This window comes from Leptospira sanjuanensis, assembly GCF_022267375.1.
GTDB classification, from domain to species: domain Bacteria; phylum Spirochaetota; class Leptospiria; order Leptospirales; family Leptospiraceae; genus Leptospira; species Leptospira sanjuanensis.
This window is the reverse complement of the sequence record NZ_JAIZBH010000001.1, coordinates 3,300,001-3,316,053: the sequence shown is the minus strand read 5'-3', so window position 1 is coordinate 3,316,053 and position 16,053 is coordinate 3,300,001. Positions and strand designations below refer to the sequence as shown.

Genomic DNA, 16,053 nt, shown 5'->3' with positions numbered 1-16,053 from the left:
AATTTATCTTGATTACGATACTGATTTGTCTTGTCACTTTCGGTTTGAGCGTTTGGTGTTTTGCCTCCGAGGAAAAGCTCGGAAAATTCATTCTAACACCGTATCGATTGGAGAGGGATAAGAATTATTACACGCTTCTTACTTCCGGTTTTATTCACGCCGATTGGATGCATTTGATCTTCAACATGGTTTCGTTTTATTCTTTTGGGAAGAATCTGGAACTGACCGTTGGGCCGATCAAGTTTTTGATTTTTTATTTAGGAACGATTCTGATTACGAGCGTCATTTCCTGGAAAAAGAATTCGGATAACCCGCTTTATGCGACCCTCGGAGCGTCGGGCGGCGTTTGCGGAGTTTTGTTCGCTACGATTCTGTTTTATCCGGGTTTGTCGCTTTATATGATGTTTATTCCGATCCCGATTCCCGGCGCGATCTACGCAGTTCTTTATCTCGTGTATACGTATTTTTCTTCGCGAAACGCGGCGTCGGATGGAATCAATCACGACGCGCATCTTTGGGGTGCGTTATGCGGAATTGCATTTGCCCTTTTACTGGAACCCGAAATCATCGGCAGGGTTTTGAGAAATATGACGGGCGGCGGAGAAGGTTAAGAGCCGATCAACCCGCCTTATCGATCTTCGTTTTAATGAATTTACGATAGTTCTCGCTTCCGAAACTTACGTCGAGACGGATGATTTCCGGAGCGAGGTATGGGTGATGTTTCATGATGAATTCTTCGATTTTAGGATATTGATCCGATCTCGCCTTAATCATGATCTTGTTTTCCGTATCCATCGCGATCTTTCCGTCCCACTGATACATCAACGTAACTTCGGGAAAAATCGTTCCCGATATGATGATTCCTTCCTGAAGCATTTCTGAAATCTGAATCTCCGCGAGATCCCGATCGCTTAGCGTTGTAAATACGACGATTTCTTTTGAGTCGGCCATGTTTTCTCCAGGTAGGAAATCATCGGCGATTTGTCGGAAATGGCAAGAAATTTTTAACCGTTAAACGGAAATGATAATTATAAGAATCTCTTCGGAATTAAAATTGGAACGGTATAAAAAACGTCGTTTTTTTAGGGTTTTAAGAGGGTGAAAGGTATATTAGGATTTTTGATTGGACCTCACTGACTTTGAGGGCCGGGAGTCGTCGGAGTTGTGCTTGTTTCTCCCGAAAGAATTCTACTCGGAAGTTTGCAGAATTGATTGCATCGGTCCATACATTGTCTTTGTTTCGCGCTTCTGTAACCGATGATCGGCAAGAAAATGGACGTGAACGGATACCATTCCTCCATACAATTCCCCTGGCACTTTGCAAGAAGTTGCGTGCAGGCGTGTTCGTAGGAAAAACCGGAATCTCGGCCGTGAATCAATGAGAGGCCGTCCGGAGAAAGAGGCGTCAGCTTTCCTTCCCTTATCAGCTTCGCTCGTTCCGCCTGCGTAAGGTTTGCGTCCTCCGCCGTCGGAAACGCATCGGGAGAAGGGGATTTTTTGACATTCTTCTCGTTTGCGTCCCAATCCACTCGAACGAGACAACCCAGGTTCGGAACAGCGACGCATAAAAAGAAAATCAATAAAGAATGAAGAACGAATGTACGGTTCATCGAAAAGGCCTTTCTGAAGTTTCGCAGAAGATCCGAAAAAAAGCGATTCAAATCTCGTATTCTGAACTCAGCAAGTTGCTTCCTATGGGGCGCAACTTCGATCGCTCAATAAATTTCAAAATGAGGAAATCGAAAAGAAAAAGAATCGATTTGGTTGTTTTATTAGAAAGAGTGAGTGTTGTATGAGAATTTGGCTTTTTTTGATTTGGATCGGATTTGTTCTTTCCTGCGCCTCCACCCAGCCCGAGGGAGAAGTCGCTTTGCGAAGCGCGGCACGTTCGTTCGTTCCGAAACAATTGAATCGAACTCCTTTCGAAGGATTTCCGATCGGCCTTCCCGAAGAAGCCGGTTTGGATTCAGCCCCGCTACTTCGCTTATCAAAATCGATACGCGACGAAGGAATTGAAGTCCGCGCTCTTCTGGTCTTTAAAGACGGCAAACTCGTGATGGAACGTTACGCGGGAGGTGTGACACGCGACCACAATCACAGCGTTTATTCCGTGACGAAAACTGTCACTTCCACCTTACTCGGAATTCTCAACTTGGAAGGCGTTCTGAAAAACGTGGACGAACCAGTGATGAATTCTCTTCGTTCTCTCGGCAATCTTCCCTTTCCTCTTTTGGATGGAAAAGAATCCTTAAAACTCAGAGACGTTCTTCACATGGCTTCCGGAATGCGTTGGTCCGAGTTTCCCGAACGGGAAGACATTCGTACCGCGGAAGATCCTCTCGTCATCGCATTGCTTCCCGAAGTGAAGGATAAACCCGGTACGAAGTTCGATTACAGCAACGGAGATTCTCAACTTGCCGCCGCGGTTTTGGAAAACAAGGCGGGTATGACCTTGCTCCAGTTTGCGGAAAAGACTTTGTTCGCTTGGCTCGATTTCAAAGGATATGAATGGTATACTTCTCCGTCGGGAAGACAAACCGCGGGTTTCGGTTTAAGACTCAAGCCGATCGACATGTTGAAGTTAGGTGTTCTGTATTTGGATAACGGAATTTACCGAGGTAAAAAAATCCTCAAGTCCGACTGGATCAAACAGGCGATTCGACCGGGGGCGTCGCAGAATTACGGTTATCAATTGTGGATGCACCAGTTCGAAGGCAAAAAAACGTTTATGGCGAACGGAAAGGGAAGTCAGTTCGTGTATGTGATTCCTCACCGAAGAATGGTGATCGTGGCCACTTCGGCGATTTGGGACAAACCGATTTCGTTTCTTCTGGATAAGATTCTTGCGGGCGTAAAGGAATCTTTGGATTCGAAAGATAAGAAAAAAAATCCGGAAAAGGAAGAAGCATTCTTAAGGGAAATTCACGAGGCTTCGATTACGATCGGAAATTCGGCGTTATGGAAGGACTTGGACGAACCGCATCTGATTCATCATAAACATTAAAATAGTGATATATTCTAAAGTTCAAATGGAGTAAACGGAAAATCCTGCGGCGTCAATCGAGTGCGGGGATTTTTCCGCTTCGTGTTCGAGCGAGGATCTTCGGTCGCGGGGGATGTCTGTGTAAATAACGGATCAAGATTTCGATTTCAAACCCGCAATCAAGGTTTTCAAAAGAGCGTCTAACGCCTGTCTGCGATCCTCTTCGATCGATTCCAAAACCAAACGAGGATGGTGAAAGGACGCGGTTCCTTCGAAGAGAATTCTCGCTCCTTCTTTCGCGTTCGAACAATGAAACGTTCCGTTTGAAATTCCCGTTTGTACTAAGTCTTCAAGCAGCTTTGCCATGTGGTCGAGGTGGGAAACCACAAAAGGTCTCGTTTTTTCGGCGGAGAGGTTGAACGCGCCGAATAGGCGCGGATCGGAAAGAACCTTTTCCCGTTTCATCGTGTGTAAGGTTGTGAACCATTCGGTGAGGATCGTTTCGACCGGAGAATTCTGTTTCGAAATTCTTTCCAATTCCCGATCGATTCTATCCAACCACCGTTTGGAAACCTCGTCCAGAAGAGACTGTTTGTCCGAAAAAAATTTATAGAGAGCCGCGTGACTGACATTGAGCTCTCTTGCAATGTCGGTCAGCTTGAGACGTTCGACTCCGTTGCGTCGGATTTCTTCCTCCGTCGAATCGAGCGCCTTGTTATAAAGTTCGTCCGGCGTTAAGCCTGTTCTGGGCATACATCATTTGGCTACGGTCTGCATCTGAAGCGCGGGATATCTTTCTCCTTGGAAGGAACCGTCCGGAAACGCTTCCGAGATTCGATTCAATTCTTCGCGGTTGAGAGATATGTTCAGCGCTTCTAAGTTTTCTTTCAGACTTCCCGTCTTTGTGGAACCGATCAAAGGAACGATATCGTTTCCTTGATGAAGCACCCAAGCGATCGCGAGTTGTGCGGGACTACAGCCTTTTTCCTTTGCGAGTTCTTGAAGCAGATTGACCCGCTCCAGATTGGATTCAAGGTTTTTTCCCATAAAGCGAGGGGAATGATTTCTAAAATCTCCGTTTTCCAGTTGGCCCGAAATTTTTCCGGTAAGAAGCCCTCTGGACAGAACTCCGTACGCGACAATGCCGATTCCGAGTTCTCTTGCTGTGGAAAGAATTTCCTTTTCGATCAACCTCGTAGCCAACGAGTATTCGATCTCCAACGCGGTCACGGGATGAATTTTATGCGCACGTCGTATATTTTCGGGAGAAGCCTCCGATAATCCGAGATAACGCACTTTTCCTTCCTCGATCAGCTCTTTGATCGCGCCCACCGTTTCTTCGATCGGTATGGTCGGATCCACGCGGGACGGTTGATAGATGTCGATCGCTTCCGCTCCGAGTCGGGTTAGAGAGTACGCGGCGAAATTTTTGACCGCGGCGGGTCTTGCGTCGTAACCCGTAAACCCTCCTTGCGGAGTTCTCATTGCCCCGAACTTTACGCTGATCAGCGGTCGGTTCGAGACCGACTTCAATGCCTCCGCAATCAACAACTCGTTGTGCCCGATCCCGTAAAAATCCCCCGTGTTCAGAAGATTGATTCCCGCATCCAGAGCGGCGTGAATCGTGCGAATGCTTTCGCCCCTGTCTCGAGTCTCCTTTGTGCCGTAAAAGTCCGACATTCCCATACAACCGAGACCGATTTCGGAAACGAGCGGTCCTTGTGCTCCTAACTTTCTTTGCTTCATCATTTGAATTTCTCCTGGAATACCTTTAGTTACAAATAACAAAATATGTAATTTGTAACTAAAGGTCAAGAATTTACTGTGATTTTAGGAATGTGGGAACTCTTACAACCGGATCGTTCGATGGGACTTTCGTCCCTGGATTCTGTCTCATTAAAGAAGAAACGTAGGTTTTGATTCAATTTAGGCATGGGGGAGAATTCTCCCGTGGGTCGAATTTTTTTTGTGAAATGGGGGAGTTCCCACAAAAACGAAGGAACTTCTGTAAATTTTGTTCTCAGTTCTGAACGTCTGAGTAGGAGATCCTACATCGTCTCCGTTTTCAAAAATAGGAAGGAGTTCCTACATATTTCCGAACAATCGGAAAAACGCAGGAGTTCACACACCATCTCCGAATGCTCGGACGAATCCGCGTCCGTCGGTTCGTTAATTTCTCGGTCGCGCTTCTAAGACTCGGATCGCGGCGGCCTTCCGACGATTCTGAGCGGTCTCCCGACTTGACTTCACCTTCGCAACCAAATGAGAAGTCGCCGTCGTAGGATGACCGGAAGTAAACGGAGGGGCCGGATTGTATTCGATCATCAATTGAATTTCTTCCGCAAGATCGGTTCCGAAAAATTCGGCGGTTAGGAAAAGCGCAAAGTCGATTCCTGCGGTAACGCCGCCGCCGGTGATTCTGTTTCGATCCTTTACGAAACGTTCTCCCGAGATCTGAACCGGAAATAATTTTAAAACATCCAAAGAAAGCCAGTGTGTGGTCGCTTTGTAACCGTCGAGAAGACCCGCCGCCGCGAGAACCAAGGAACCCGTGCAGACGGAAGTGATGAACTTGGACTTCTCCGCTTTCTCTTTTAAAAAATCAAGAACCTCGAATTCTTCCATTAAGATCGTCGTGCCGGAGCCGCCCGGAACGAGAAGAATGTCCAGATCGGGACAATCCGAAAAATCATAATCGGGGATGAACTTCATTCCCGATTCCGTAGTGATCGCCCCTTTCGTTTGCGCAAAAAGAAAAACCTTAGCGTTCGGGATTCTCGAAAACACTTCGTAAGGTCCGGTGAAGTCGAGTTGTGTGACGCCGGAAAAGATAAAGATTCCGATAGAGAAGTTCGCGGGCATACCCAGAGCATGAATCTTGGAACGCGACTTACAAGTCATTTTTGAATTTGAAAATACGATCGAAACCTTGATGCAAAAACTTCGGGGTCGATAAAAGTAAGTCCGTGCGTTATCATAAATATCTGTTCTTGGACGTGGGTGACACGATTCTTCATCTGAAAAAATCGGCGGGTGAGACTTATCTTGAAGTCCTTTTGGAAGCCGGTTTAAAAAAAGAAAAGAATGCGGGAGAAATCTATCGGAAGGCTTTTTCCGAATCTTGGCATAGGATGAATGAGAATGCGCCGCCTGAACATCGCGACAAATACCAACATCATCCGGGAGGGACGCCGGGCTGGTGGAAGGAACTGCTCGAGGATTTTTTGGAAAGAATTCCGGATCGTGTATCGATTGAAAAAGCCTTTCCGATCATCTATCATAGATTTGCGGACCCGGAGCTTTGGACCGTCGATCCTGGATTTTGGGATCTCAAGGATCATTGTAAAAATGAGAATTGGGGACTCGGCGTGATTTCGAATTGGGATCACAGACTCAAAGCGCTTCTGGAAGCGAAAGGAATATTAGAATATTTGAATCCGGTAATCGTAAGCGCCGAGTTCGGTTACGAAAAGCCGTCTCCGAAGATTTTTGAGGAAGCGATGCGTCTTGTGGAACTTCCGGGAGAATCCCTCGTATATTGCGGAGATAAATACGATCTCGACGTCGCCGTTCCGAAATCGCTCGGTTGGAGGTCGTATTTGAAAAAGAAAGACGGAGATATTCAAACGCTTTCCGAATTGATAGAACATTTATAAAAGTCGGAAAAATTTCAAAAAAATCTTAAATATTATGGATTTATCATATTATATCGAACTGACCGGAGTCGGTTTTTTTGCGATTTCGGGCGCGTTGGCCGCGGCCGAAAAGAAGGGACATCATCACGATATTTTCAGCGCGTTTTTTACGGGCTTTATCACCGCGATCGGAGGAGGAACTCTGAGAGACATCACTCTCGGCAATTATCCGGTCGCTTGGGTTCGGGATGAAAACGTACTCTGGGCGATCTTTATCGGCTTTATCGTCACTCTTTTGTTCGCTCGCTATTGGGGAAGATTTCGGAGGGAGATGTTTCTCTTCGATTCCATCGGAATCGGCATTTATACGGTGATCGGAACGAAGATCTCACTTGCAACCGGAGTCAATCCGTTCGGATCGGTCATTCTCGGAATGATCTCAGCGATTTTCGGAGGAGTGATTCGAGACACTTTGATCAACGAAGTCCCCTTGATCTTTCGAAAGGAAATTTACGCGACCGCTTGTCTTGCGGGCGCTACGCTCTATATTCTATTAGGATATTTGAATGTGAATTCCGACTGGAACATGGGACTTTCCGTTCTTTTAGTCGTGACGATCCGAATCGTGGCGGTACGTTTTAATTTATCCCTTCCATTGTTCCGTCTTCCGTATTAGGCGGATTATCGGAAAAAAAGCAGCGCCTCGGGGCGGACATCGCGGCTTCTTTTTGAAACGGAAATCCGATTTACTGCAATATGAATTCTTTGGATATACCCGTGACTTTTTTATAGGTCCAAAAGAATACCCAGAATTGTTTTGCAAGACCGTTGTAGACGATTCTGTATGTTCCCTGACTTTGATTCCGAATCAGCCAAGTGATCGTAACTTCCGAAGTAGGCGAAAGATCTCCTCCCGTTCTTACCCAATCGAACGCCGTATAAGGGTTGTTATCCGTAGCGATCGTAGTCCATTGGGCTCCGTGAACGATCGGATTTTCCAGAGCGTCGAGATTCGGATCTAAGTCGTTCGGTCTTAGAAACGGTTTCGTGATGTCCGCGGGATTCGGCTGATTCGGACTTGAATCTCCCATCGGACCTTGGGGGAACGCCGCGACAAAATTGTTTCCCATCGAAGTTTCCACAAGATAAGAAGCGTATCCTTTTTTACGCTTTGATACATGTGAAGCATGTCGTTCGTAACGATTGCGACCGTGTTTCCTCCCGGGCGTTCGATGACAAAGGCTCTTGAAAACAGACGCATTGCCAGACCGGACATTTGATCTCCGGGACTATTGTAGCCGGTGCTTGATTGAACAAACGGACCGGTAATGTCCGCCTTTCCCGCTCCGATTAGAAATACGTCAGGCGCGGTCGACGTAAGCTGCGTTTGTCCGTTGTTAGGCTTGTGACCGTTTAGATTTGTGGAGGCGATTTCTTCGTTTAGCAACGATAAGATTGCGTCGTTGTCGTTTTTCTTTTCGGAACATTCCGCAAATGCAGAGCAGATTAGTAGTATAAATGCGATTTTCCAATTCTCTTTTTTCATTTTTATTTCCTCCGAACTCTTGGAGGCGTATCCGAAATTCAAAGAAGGTCAAACAAAAATTATAATTAGGCGTAAAATTCAAGCGTTCGATAAAAAAGAAAACGACGATGTGTTTTCTTTCGAACGACTTTTTCGGTTTAAGAATTTATAATATACTCGGAATATAAGCGGGCGATAATCCGAAGTCGGAATAATTTTTCATTCGTAAAGATTAGGATTCGATCGGATATTGTGCGTTCTTAAAAACGGGTAGGTGATAACTAATAGCACGATTTAAAATAGCTTAAGTCATGTTTATCTAAATTCTTAAGAGAGACTTTTTATGATAAAAAGAGCGGTTTGTCCAATTTTCTGGAAATCCGAAAGGCGGAATTCATTAAACCGACATGACTGTACGTTTGCGGAAAATTTCCCCATTGCGACCCGTCTACGGGATCGATATCTTCCGAGAATAGTCCTAAGTGATTCGAAAAATTAGTCAACGTGTCGAAGACTTCTATCGCATCGCGAACTCGACCGACGCACGTTAAAGCATCTACGTACCAGAATGCACAGACAAGAAACGTGGTTTTCGGAACGCCGAAATCATCCGAATGTTTATATCTGTAGAATAGACCTTCCGGAGTTCTCAATTCGGATTCTAAGACCTTTAAATGTTGGGCGGCCTTGGATGAATTTCTATCCAGATAACCCATGCTGATCAGTTGTAATAGACTCGCGTCTAAGTTCGAGACACCTTCCGCCTGAGTATAGACTCCTCTTGTTGAATCGTAACAGGTTTCGATTCGCTCCGCGGCTTGTTGTTTCAATTCGGCGGCAATACTCCAAATTTTTCGATCGCCGATTTTTCTCCCGATCTTCTCCGCAGCGGTACAACCCGCCCAGTGAAATAAGAACGTATAACAGTGTTTTTGGGAAAGATTTCTGAATTCCCAAAGACCTGCGTCCGGTTGGTCCATTGTGTTTTTAATATGCTCTAATAGTTCCTTTACGATAATCGCGGAGGAAGGAATTTTTTTGTGAGAAAATCGATAATCTAAATATAAAGGCGCGATGGATAAAAGCATCTGACCGTATACATCGTTTTGAATGTGCGTATAAGCTTGGTTTCCGACACGCACGGGTTTGTTATCGAGGTATCCTGCCAGCTCAATTATTTTCTCTTCGATCCTTTCTTCGCCGGTAATCGAAAACAAAGGTTGAATTCTTTCCTTATTTCGGGAAGCGATGTTCTCCAAAAAATAAGAGTATTTCTCCATCTCCTCGAAATGGCCAACATTACTGAACGCGTTTAACGTATAAAAAGCGTCTCTAATCCAACAATACCTATAGTCCCAGTTTCTTTCGCTTCCCGGCGATTCAGGAAGACTCGTCGTGGATGCTGCGATGATCGCACCTGTATCTTGATATTGATGAAGTTTCAATGCCAACGCGGAACGGATTACGGAACTTTGTCTAAATTCGCCGATGGAACAGTGTTTTACCCAGCTTTGCCAATATTCCTTCGATCGCGCAAGAAGTGTTTCGGAAGTTTTTTCCAAAGAACTTTCAAGCGGTTCACCGTAAGTTAAGACAAGATACTTCGTTTCGTTCAGTAAGAATTCCGACCGGTTCAGGATATATTGAATCGGAATATTGGAAGTGAGGCGAACATCCGAATCCAAACCGCTATATCGAATGTGATTACTCCCTATCTGCATTACCGGATCAATTCGTCCGTAGTCTCCTTTGGGGTCGCATATTATCCTGATTTTCGGAGATCCGCGTAACGGTTTAATTTTGCGGACTAACATTAAGGGTTTATAATATCTTTCGTGTTCGAAAAATCTGGGTGCAAAATCGACGACTTCAAATTCTCCGTCTTCCGTTTTTACGTTCGATTTTAGAATATTCGTATTTTCTAAATAGCTTTGATTATAATGCGCACGTTCATCTATAGGTAGAATCCTGAATTCCCCTCCTTTTTTTTTATCCAATAAAGAGCCGAATATAAACGAAGAATCGAATTTCGGCCAACAAAGCCATTCGACATTGGTATCCTCCGATATCTGTGCAATGAAGGAACAGTTACCAATCAAACCCATTTTATAAGAGTGTTTGTTCAAACTTTTTTCCTTAGATCTGAAAGATCCTTTAGAAAACGGATCACGTCGGGCTGTCTGCGTAAATAATAGTTCGCGGCCGTCGTTCCTAATCCGACTTTGATCGTATTGGAACCATCGGGTAATTCCCGAAACATATCTTCGTCCGTCCAATCGTCGCCGATCGCAACGATAAAGTCCCAATCCGATTCGGACGTAACCTTTTTAACTGCAAGACCTTTATTGACGCCTGCACATTTTACTTCGACAACCTTGTTTCCTGGTAGAACCTGAACGTCTATGTTGGATGTGTAATTTACTAAGTCGTTCAACAATTCCCTTGCTCTTAAGTTTCCTGCATCCGAATCGGAAGCTCGATAATGCCATACGAGAGAATATTCTTTTTCCTCCACAAAGGAACCTGGCAGCCGGTCTGCGTACTGTTCCAAAATCGGAAACAATTCCGATTTCCAAGAACCGGAAATTTCCCGAAAGAGTTCCCAGTTTTTCCCTTCGCGAAACCATACGCCGTGTTCAGCTATGTATCCCAAATTTAGATCCCCGAAGACGGAATCGAGCCAGTCCTTGCTTCTTCCGCTCACTATATAAATTTTGTTATTTTCTTCAGAAGAGATTGTATTCAATAAGTTTAATACTTCAGGATCGGGCAGAGCCGATTTCGGCTCATTATTAAACGGAACTAAAGTTCCGTCATAATCAAGGAATAGTATTCTTTTTTTCGAATTTTGATAATCGTTCAGAATTTGCGCGCGAATCGTTCCCTCCAACACCTTTGCGGAAAGATCCTTTTCCTTTTTATGAGTCTCTTCAAGACGTTCTAAAAAATCCGCAGCCCACTTATTCACGTCGTAACGAGCGATTCTTTTGATCATATGTTTGAGACATTCTTGTTTTTTGGCCGAACTGAGTAAAAAGGCCTGATGTATCGCGTTCGCTACGTCGTCCGGATTATTAGGGTTAATTAAAATAGCTTCGCCTAATTCTTTAGCCGCACCCGCCATTTCTGAAAGAATTAAAACGCCTTCGTTATCGACTTGACTTGCAAGATATTCTTTGGCTACCAAATTCATACCGTCGCGGAGAGGGGTCACCAAGCCGACGTCGCTTGCGCCGTATAAGGCGACAAGATCTTCGAAAGAAAAGGATTTATAAAGATATACGATTGGATTCCAATCTAAAGTTCCGAAAAGTCCATTGATACGTCCGATCATTCCTTCGATCTGATCACGCATTTCCGAATATTTTTCCACGTTTTCCCTGGAAGGAACGACGATCATAAGAAGAATGACTTTTTCAGACCATTCCGGATATTTATTCAAAAACCATTGAAATGCTTCGAGTCGTTTATGAACTCCTTTGGAATAATCAAGCCGATCCACCGATAATACGATTTTTTTTCCCGAAAAACCGATCTTGAATTCGTTTCTCTTTATAGCGCATTCTTCCGTTAGAGAATAGTTTCTAAATTTAGAATAATGAATTCCCATCGGAAACGTTTCGACTTTTACCAATCGATCGTTGTAGTGCAGTAACCCCAGGCTATTATCAAAGCCTAAGATTCGGAGAACACATCGTAAAAAATACTGAGTATAATCGTGCGTGTGAAATCCGACCAGATCCGATCCGAGAATTCCTTCGAGCAATTCTTTTCGCCAGTTCATCGGCAATAGTCTATAAACTTCGAAGTGTGGAAACGGAATGTGTAGAAAAAAGCCGACTTTAGAATCTGGAAACTTTTTCTTAATCGACGCAGGTAAAAGGAACAGATGATAATCGTGGATCCATATAGTATCACCCGGCCGGTAAATTTCGCCGATGGCGTTCGAAAATTTTTCGTTAACGTCTTTGTATGTTTTCCAGTGCTCCTCTTCGTAAATCGCGTAGGATGGAAAATAATGAAATAGCGGCCAAAGCGTGCTATTGCAGAAACCGGTGTAAAACCAATCCGTTTCCGTTGCCGAAAGGAATACAGGCGAACAAGAGAAATTTTCTTGGGAGATTTTTTTTACGACAAGTCGTTGTTCTTCCGTTACTGTCGTTCCCGGCCAGCCTACCCAAAGATATTCCGAAAAATCCGAATTCTCGCTTCCGACCGATTCCAAAAACGAACTGAGTCCGGTAGCCAACCCGCCTACACTTCTTTCGATATGAGGAACTCCCTCTTCGAAAGAAAAATTCAAAGGCAGACGATTGGAAACTATGATCAGTCGATTTACCGCATTATCCATATCAAATTTTTGTAACGTTTCTATCGAAAAATAAAAATGGAATTCGTATCCACTTTAATATCGAAAGTTCAAGACTCAATGAATCTCCAACACTTTTATAGTTTCAATATTCAACCTTGATTTCAGATACAACTCGAGTCTTTTCTTATCGGTTTTATTCGTTGCGGGTTTCCATTCCACAAGGATCGTATTCTCCTTCGTTGAACTTAAGTCTTGAACGTTTTGAACAAGTAAGTCTCCGAACGAAAAAGACCTTACATTTGGAAAAAGGATATTTATTTCCTTGGTGATTTTGGGAATCAAATTGTTCGGGTTGTTCATGGATCGGATTTCGTTCTCTAAAAAAATGATTTTCTCGTCTTTCGTCTTAAAGCGGGAGTTGATTCCGAGTCCTAGATCCTTCGAAAAAGTCTCCTGCTTTTCTTCCGAAGAAAACGGTTGAATAATTTTTAATTCTGTTTCTTCCAATCCGAATTGAGGTAAACTCGATTCGAGATGTGAAATCACGGATTCGGAAAGAGGTTCGCCGATAATGGAAATCTCGATTTGTTTTGAACCTCCGCTTGAACGGAAATTTACGCTCAAGATCCTGCTTTTTTCCGATTTAAAATTACTATCGATAAATATTCGCGCGTTCTTTTTAAATGTGGATTCTTTGATTAAGTCGTAGGCCAAAATCAAGCTTGGAAGCAGAAGTATTAAAGAAATTGCATAGACATATCTCGCGATCCTCTTTTCCGTTTCCTTGTCCGGATACGTAATTTTCTTAAATTTTAAATAACGAACGGCGATTAACGTGCTGATTCCAATAAAAACACAGTTAATCAAGTAAAGATAAATCGCTCCTAAGAAATATTTGAGATTTAGATTGGCAAGGCCGTATCCCGCAGTGCAGAGAGGGGGCATCAAAGCCGTTGCGATTGCAACTCCGGGGATCGCGTTTGAAGTTTTATCTTTTCGTGAGGCGGCGATAATTCCGGCCAATCCGCCGAGCGAGGCGATCAAGACGTCGTAAATCGTAGGATACGTTCTCGCTAAAAGTTCCGATTGAGCATCGGAAAGCGGCGAAAGCCAAAAATAAATCGCGGAAGCTCCCAAACTCAAAACGGTCATTACGGCTACGTTTTTGAGAGACTTATTCAGCAAAGAAAAATCATAAATTCCTAATGCAAGACCGGCGCCTAAAATCGGTCCCATTAGAGGCGAGATCAGCATTGCGCCGATAATGACCGCGGTCGAATTCGTATTTAATCCAATGGAAGCGATGAAGATCGCGATAATCAAAGTCCAGACGTTTACACCCTTAAATTCTATCCCCTTTTTTATCGCATCGACGGTTCCCTTTTGATCCGTATCATCAACGATGTGAAATAGATCGACAGTATAATCCACGAATTGTCGAAAAATCGTCGAGAATGAGGGGGACTTCGTTCCTTTAAACGTCATGACAAGAACCTTTTTCGAAAATTTTTAAAAGAGAATGTTCTTCTAAGAACCTGTCCCAAAATCGGGACAGAACCTTGCAGCTGATCTTTCCGGTAAAGTAAAATTAGGTTTTGGGACACGCTGTAAAGTTTTCGATTCGCTTGTGAAAAGAATACAAAACGATAAGATCCTGTAAAGTGTAAATTCTATTCTGAAAATCTTGAATTGAGTGGAACATCGAGGGAGAAGGGTATTGGACAATCTTGCGTTCCGTAGGTATATTATTATTGTATAATGTGTTGTTTCTTTTTTTTGTTGTCGAGGTCGATTGGATCGGTAAAAAATGAGACAACGAGTCGACTTTGAATCTAGAATCGAGGGTTTTGTATCCCAAAAAAAACGAAAAAGATCCGATTGTTCTAACGGCAAAAAGGATTTTGATCCGATCTTTATGCTAAGCGGATTCGATATATTCATCGGTAAAAGGAGATCAGACTACGATATGAACGGGATTCTTTCCAATTTCAATCATCCTAGATTTAAGCCGAACGATCCGAACGGTCACTATGAAAGCTGGTTCGTCCGAGCAAACGATCCGAATTCGCATCGAGCATTATGGATTCGTTATACGATTTTTTCTCCGAAAAAACATCCCGAAAAAGCGATCGGCGAACTTTGGGCGATCTATTTCGACGGGGACAAAAAAAGCCACTTCGTTTCCAAGTCGGAGTTCCCGATCGATCAATGCAAGTTTCAATCCGCTCCGCTTTCCATTGTGATCGGCGGATCGGAACTGACGGATTCTTATTTAATCGGAAAGGCCGGAAATAAAAAAGGTCCGGAGAATTTTTTCTGGGATTTGAAAATTTCCGGCGGCAGTCCTCCGCTTTTTCTTTTTCCGGAAAATCTGTACGAAGGAGGTTTTCCGAAAGCGAAGGTGTTGGTCGGAAATCCTCGGATCAAACTTTCGGGAACCTTAAAACTCGGCTCCGATGAAGTTTCGATCGAAGATTGGATCGGAAGCCACAATCATAACTGGGGATCGAAGCACACCGATCAATATGCTTGGGGGCAGGTCGTCGGCTTTGCGGAAGAGCCGGATTCTTTTTTGGAACTTGCAACGGCTAAGTTGAAGATCGGACCGATTTGGACTCCGGCGATCACGCCGATCGTGTTTCGTTTTCGCGGTAAGGATTATAAACTCAATCACCCTCTCGGCGGTTTCGGAAGAGCGAACTATCGCTACTTCGATTGGAATTTTTCCGCGAGTTCGAACGAGATTCAACTCAAAGGAAGAATCTACGCGGAACCGAACGACTTCGCTTGTCTTCAATATTGGAACCCGCCCGGCGGTTGGAAACATTGTCTTAACAGTAAGATAGCGAGCGCGGAACTTTACGTAAAAAGAAAAGAGGATCCTGCTTTTTTGAAATTAACTTCGAATCGCAAAGCCGCATTCGAAATTCTTACCGACGATTTTTCGCACGGAATGAAACCGGAGGTTTAAGAAGAATCGAAATTCTCCGTTTTTTATTCGGGAGTATTCTACGAATCGGCGAACCTTCGGACGTCTTTACGCGATTCTACTTGGTTTATTTTTCTTTTAGGATATAGTTTTTATTCGATTCAGGAGTAAAACATGGAAACGGTTTCCGGTAAGAATATCACGATTCAGTTTGACGGAAAAAAGTGCATCCATTCCAGAAATTGTGTTCTCAATCGACCGGACGTTTTCGTTCCGAACGTAAAGGGAGAATGGATTTATCCCGAGCGCGCAACTTCGGGTGAAATTCAAAATCTTGCGCTGAACTGTCCTTCCGGTGCGATTCGTTTTACGAGTAAGATCGAATCGGAAAACGAAAAAGCTCCTCTTGTAAACGTAGTTCGAGTCCGCGAAAACGGTCCGCTTGCGTTCCATGCCGACTTGGAAATCATAGGACAAACGGATTCAGGGTTTCGCGTAACGTTATGTCGTTGCGGCGCCTCCAAAAACAAACCGTTCTGCGATTCCAGTCATAACGGGATAGGATTCGCTGCTACCGGCGAACCTTTAACGGAAGAATCTTTTCCGTTGGAAGTTAGGAACGGAAAAGTAACGATCAAACCGATTCACAACGGTCCCTTAAAAGTGAGC

Annotated in this window: 16 protein-coding genes (1 of these 16 only partly in view); 6 read left to right on the top strand and 10 right to left on the bottom strand. The window is 44.1% G+C overall.

Features of this window, described 5'->3' with window-relative positions:
* Positions 1–8: 8 nt before the first annotated feature.
* Positions 9–611: a rhomboid family intramembrane serine protease gene (locus tag LFX17_RS14970; protein ID WP_238730921.1), complete on the top strand. Its 603-nt coding sequence runs from the start codon at positions 9–11 to the stop codon at positions 609–611.
* Positions 612–618: 7 nt separating this feature from the next.
* Here the strand turns inward: LFX17_RS14970 and cutA are convergent, their stop codons facing one another.
* Positions 619–951: a divalent-cation tolerance protein CutA gene (gene cutA / locus LFX17_RS14965; RefSeq protein WP_238730920.1), complete on the bottom strand. Its 333-nt coding sequence runs from the start codon at positions 949–951 to the stop codon at positions 619–621.
* A gap of 179 nt (positions 952–1,130) precedes the next feature.
* Positions 1,131–1,610 carry an LIC_10730 family protein gene (locus LFX17_RS14960; protein WP_238730919.1) on the bottom strand — a complete coding sequence of 160 codons (480 nt, stop codon included), beginning with the start codon at positions 1,608–1,610 and terminating at the stop codon, positions 1,131–1,133.
* A 182-nt stretch (positions 1,611–1,792) separates the two neighbouring features.
* Between LFX17_RS14960 and LFX17_RS14955 the strand changes: the two genes are divergently transcribed.
* The gene (locus tag LFX17_RS14955) at positions 1,793–3,004 is read left to right on the top strand and encodes a serine hydrolase domain-containing protein (RefSeq protein ID WP_238747217.1); all 1,212 of its coding nucleotides are present in this window, start codon (positions 1,793–1,795) and stop codon (positions 3,002–3,004) included.
* Positions 3,005–3,136: 132 nt separating this feature from the next.
* On the opposite strand, the gene LFX17_RS14950 is transcribed toward LFX17_RS14955, so the two are convergent.
* The 3 genes from LFX17_RS14950 to LFX17_RS14940 all read right to left on the bottom strand — a co-directional run bounded on the left by LFX17_RS14950 (position 3,137) and on the right by LFX17_RS14940 (position 5,845).
* Positions 3,137–3,736, bottom strand: coding sequence for a TetR/AcrR family transcriptional regulator (locus LFX17_RS14950; RefSeq protein WP_238730917.1), 600 nt, complete (start codon positions 3,734–3,736; stop codon positions 3,137–3,139).
* A 3-nt stretch (positions 3,737–3,739) separates the two neighbouring features.
* Positions 3,740–4,729 carry an aldo/keto reductase gene (locus LFX17_RS14945; protein ID WP_238747808.1) on the bottom strand — a complete coding sequence of 330 codons (990 nt, stop codon included), beginning with the start codon at positions 4,727–4,729 and terminating at the stop codon, positions 3,740–3,742.
* A gap of 423 nt (positions 4,730–5,152) precedes the next feature.
* On the bottom strand, positions 5,153–5,845 hold the full coding sequence (locus LFX17_RS14940) for a DJ-1/PfpI family protein (RefSeq protein WP_238747806.1): 693 nt from the start codon (positions 5,843–5,845) through the stop codon (positions 5,153–5,155).
* A gap of 104 nt (positions 5,846–5,949) precedes the next feature.
* Between LFX17_RS14940 and LFX17_RS14935 the strand changes: the two genes are divergently transcribed.
* Both LFX17_RS14935 and LFX17_RS14930 read left to right on the top strand, forming a co-directional pair.
* Positions 5,950–6,639 carry an HAD-IA family hydrolase gene (locus LFX17_RS14935; RefSeq protein WP_238747216.1) on the top strand — a complete coding sequence of 230 codons (690 nt, stop codon included), beginning with the start codon at positions 5,950–5,952 and terminating at the stop codon, positions 6,637–6,639.
* 34 nt (positions 6,640–6,673) lie between these two features.
* Positions 6,674–7,294 (top strand): trimeric intracellular cation channel family protein, encoded by a 621-nt coding sequence (locus LFX17_RS14930; RefSeq protein WP_238730914.1) that lies wholly within the window; start codon positions 6,674–6,676, stop codon positions 7,292–7,294.
* Positions 7,295–7,364: 70 nt separating this feature from the next.
* On the opposite strand, the gene LFX17_RS14925 is transcribed toward LFX17_RS14930, so the two are convergent.
* The 5 genes from LFX17_RS14925 to LFX17_RS14905 form a co-directional block, all read right to left on the bottom strand.
* Positions 7,365–7,709 (bottom strand): neutral/alkaline non-lysosomal ceramidase C-terminal domain-containing protein, encoded by a 345-nt coding sequence (locus tag LFX17_RS14925; protein ID WP_238747215.1) that lies wholly within the window; start codon positions 7,707–7,709, stop codon positions 7,365–7,367.
* Entirely contained in the window at positions 7,652–8,164 is a 513-nt protein-coding gene (locus tag LFX17_RS14920) for a neutral/alkaline non-lysosomal ceramidase N-terminal domain-containing protein (protein WP_238747214.1), read from the bottom strand. Before LFX17_RS14920 ends, LFX17_RS14925 begins: the two co-directional genes overlap by 58 nt.
* 320 nt (positions 8,165–8,484) lie before the next feature.
* Complete coding sequence (locus LFX17_RS14915) at positions 8,485–10,248, bottom strand: glycoside hydrolase family 15 protein (RefSeq protein ID WP_238747804.1); 1,764 nt, start codon at positions 10,246–10,248, stop codon at positions 8,485–8,487.
* Between the two features lie 17 nt (positions 10,249–10,265).
* Positions 10,266–12,494, bottom strand: a complete 2,229-nt coding sequence (locus tag LFX17_RS14910) for a bifunctional alpha,alpha-trehalose-phosphate synthase (UDP-forming)/trehalose-phosphatase (protein ID WP_238747213.1) — start codon at positions 12,492–12,494, stop codon at positions 10,266–10,268.
* 75 nt (positions 12,495–12,569) lie between these two features.
* A complete protein-coding gene (locus LFX17_RS14905) occupies positions 12,570–13,940 on the bottom strand; it encodes a DUF389 domain-containing protein (protein ID WP_406600682.1) in 1,371 nt (456 codons plus the stop codon).
* A gap of 481 nt (positions 13,941–14,421) precedes the next feature.
* Here LFX17_RS14905 and LFX17_RS14900 point away from each other — a divergent pair, with 481 nt between their 5' ends.
* Positions 14,422–15,426, top strand: a complete 1,005-nt coding sequence (locus LFX17_RS14900; protein WP_238747211.1) for a hypothetical protein — start codon at positions 14,422–14,424, stop codon at positions 15,424–15,426.
* A 132-nt stretch (positions 15,427–15,558) separates the two neighbouring features.
* Positions 15,559–16,053 carry the 5' portion of a CDGSH iron-sulfur domain-containing protein gene (locus tag LFX17_RS14895; protein ID WP_238747210.1) on the top strand. The gene runs 135 nt beyond the window's last position, so the window shows 495 of its 630 coding nt (coding positions 1–495); the start codon lies at positions 15,559–15,561; its stop codon lies off the right edge, out of view.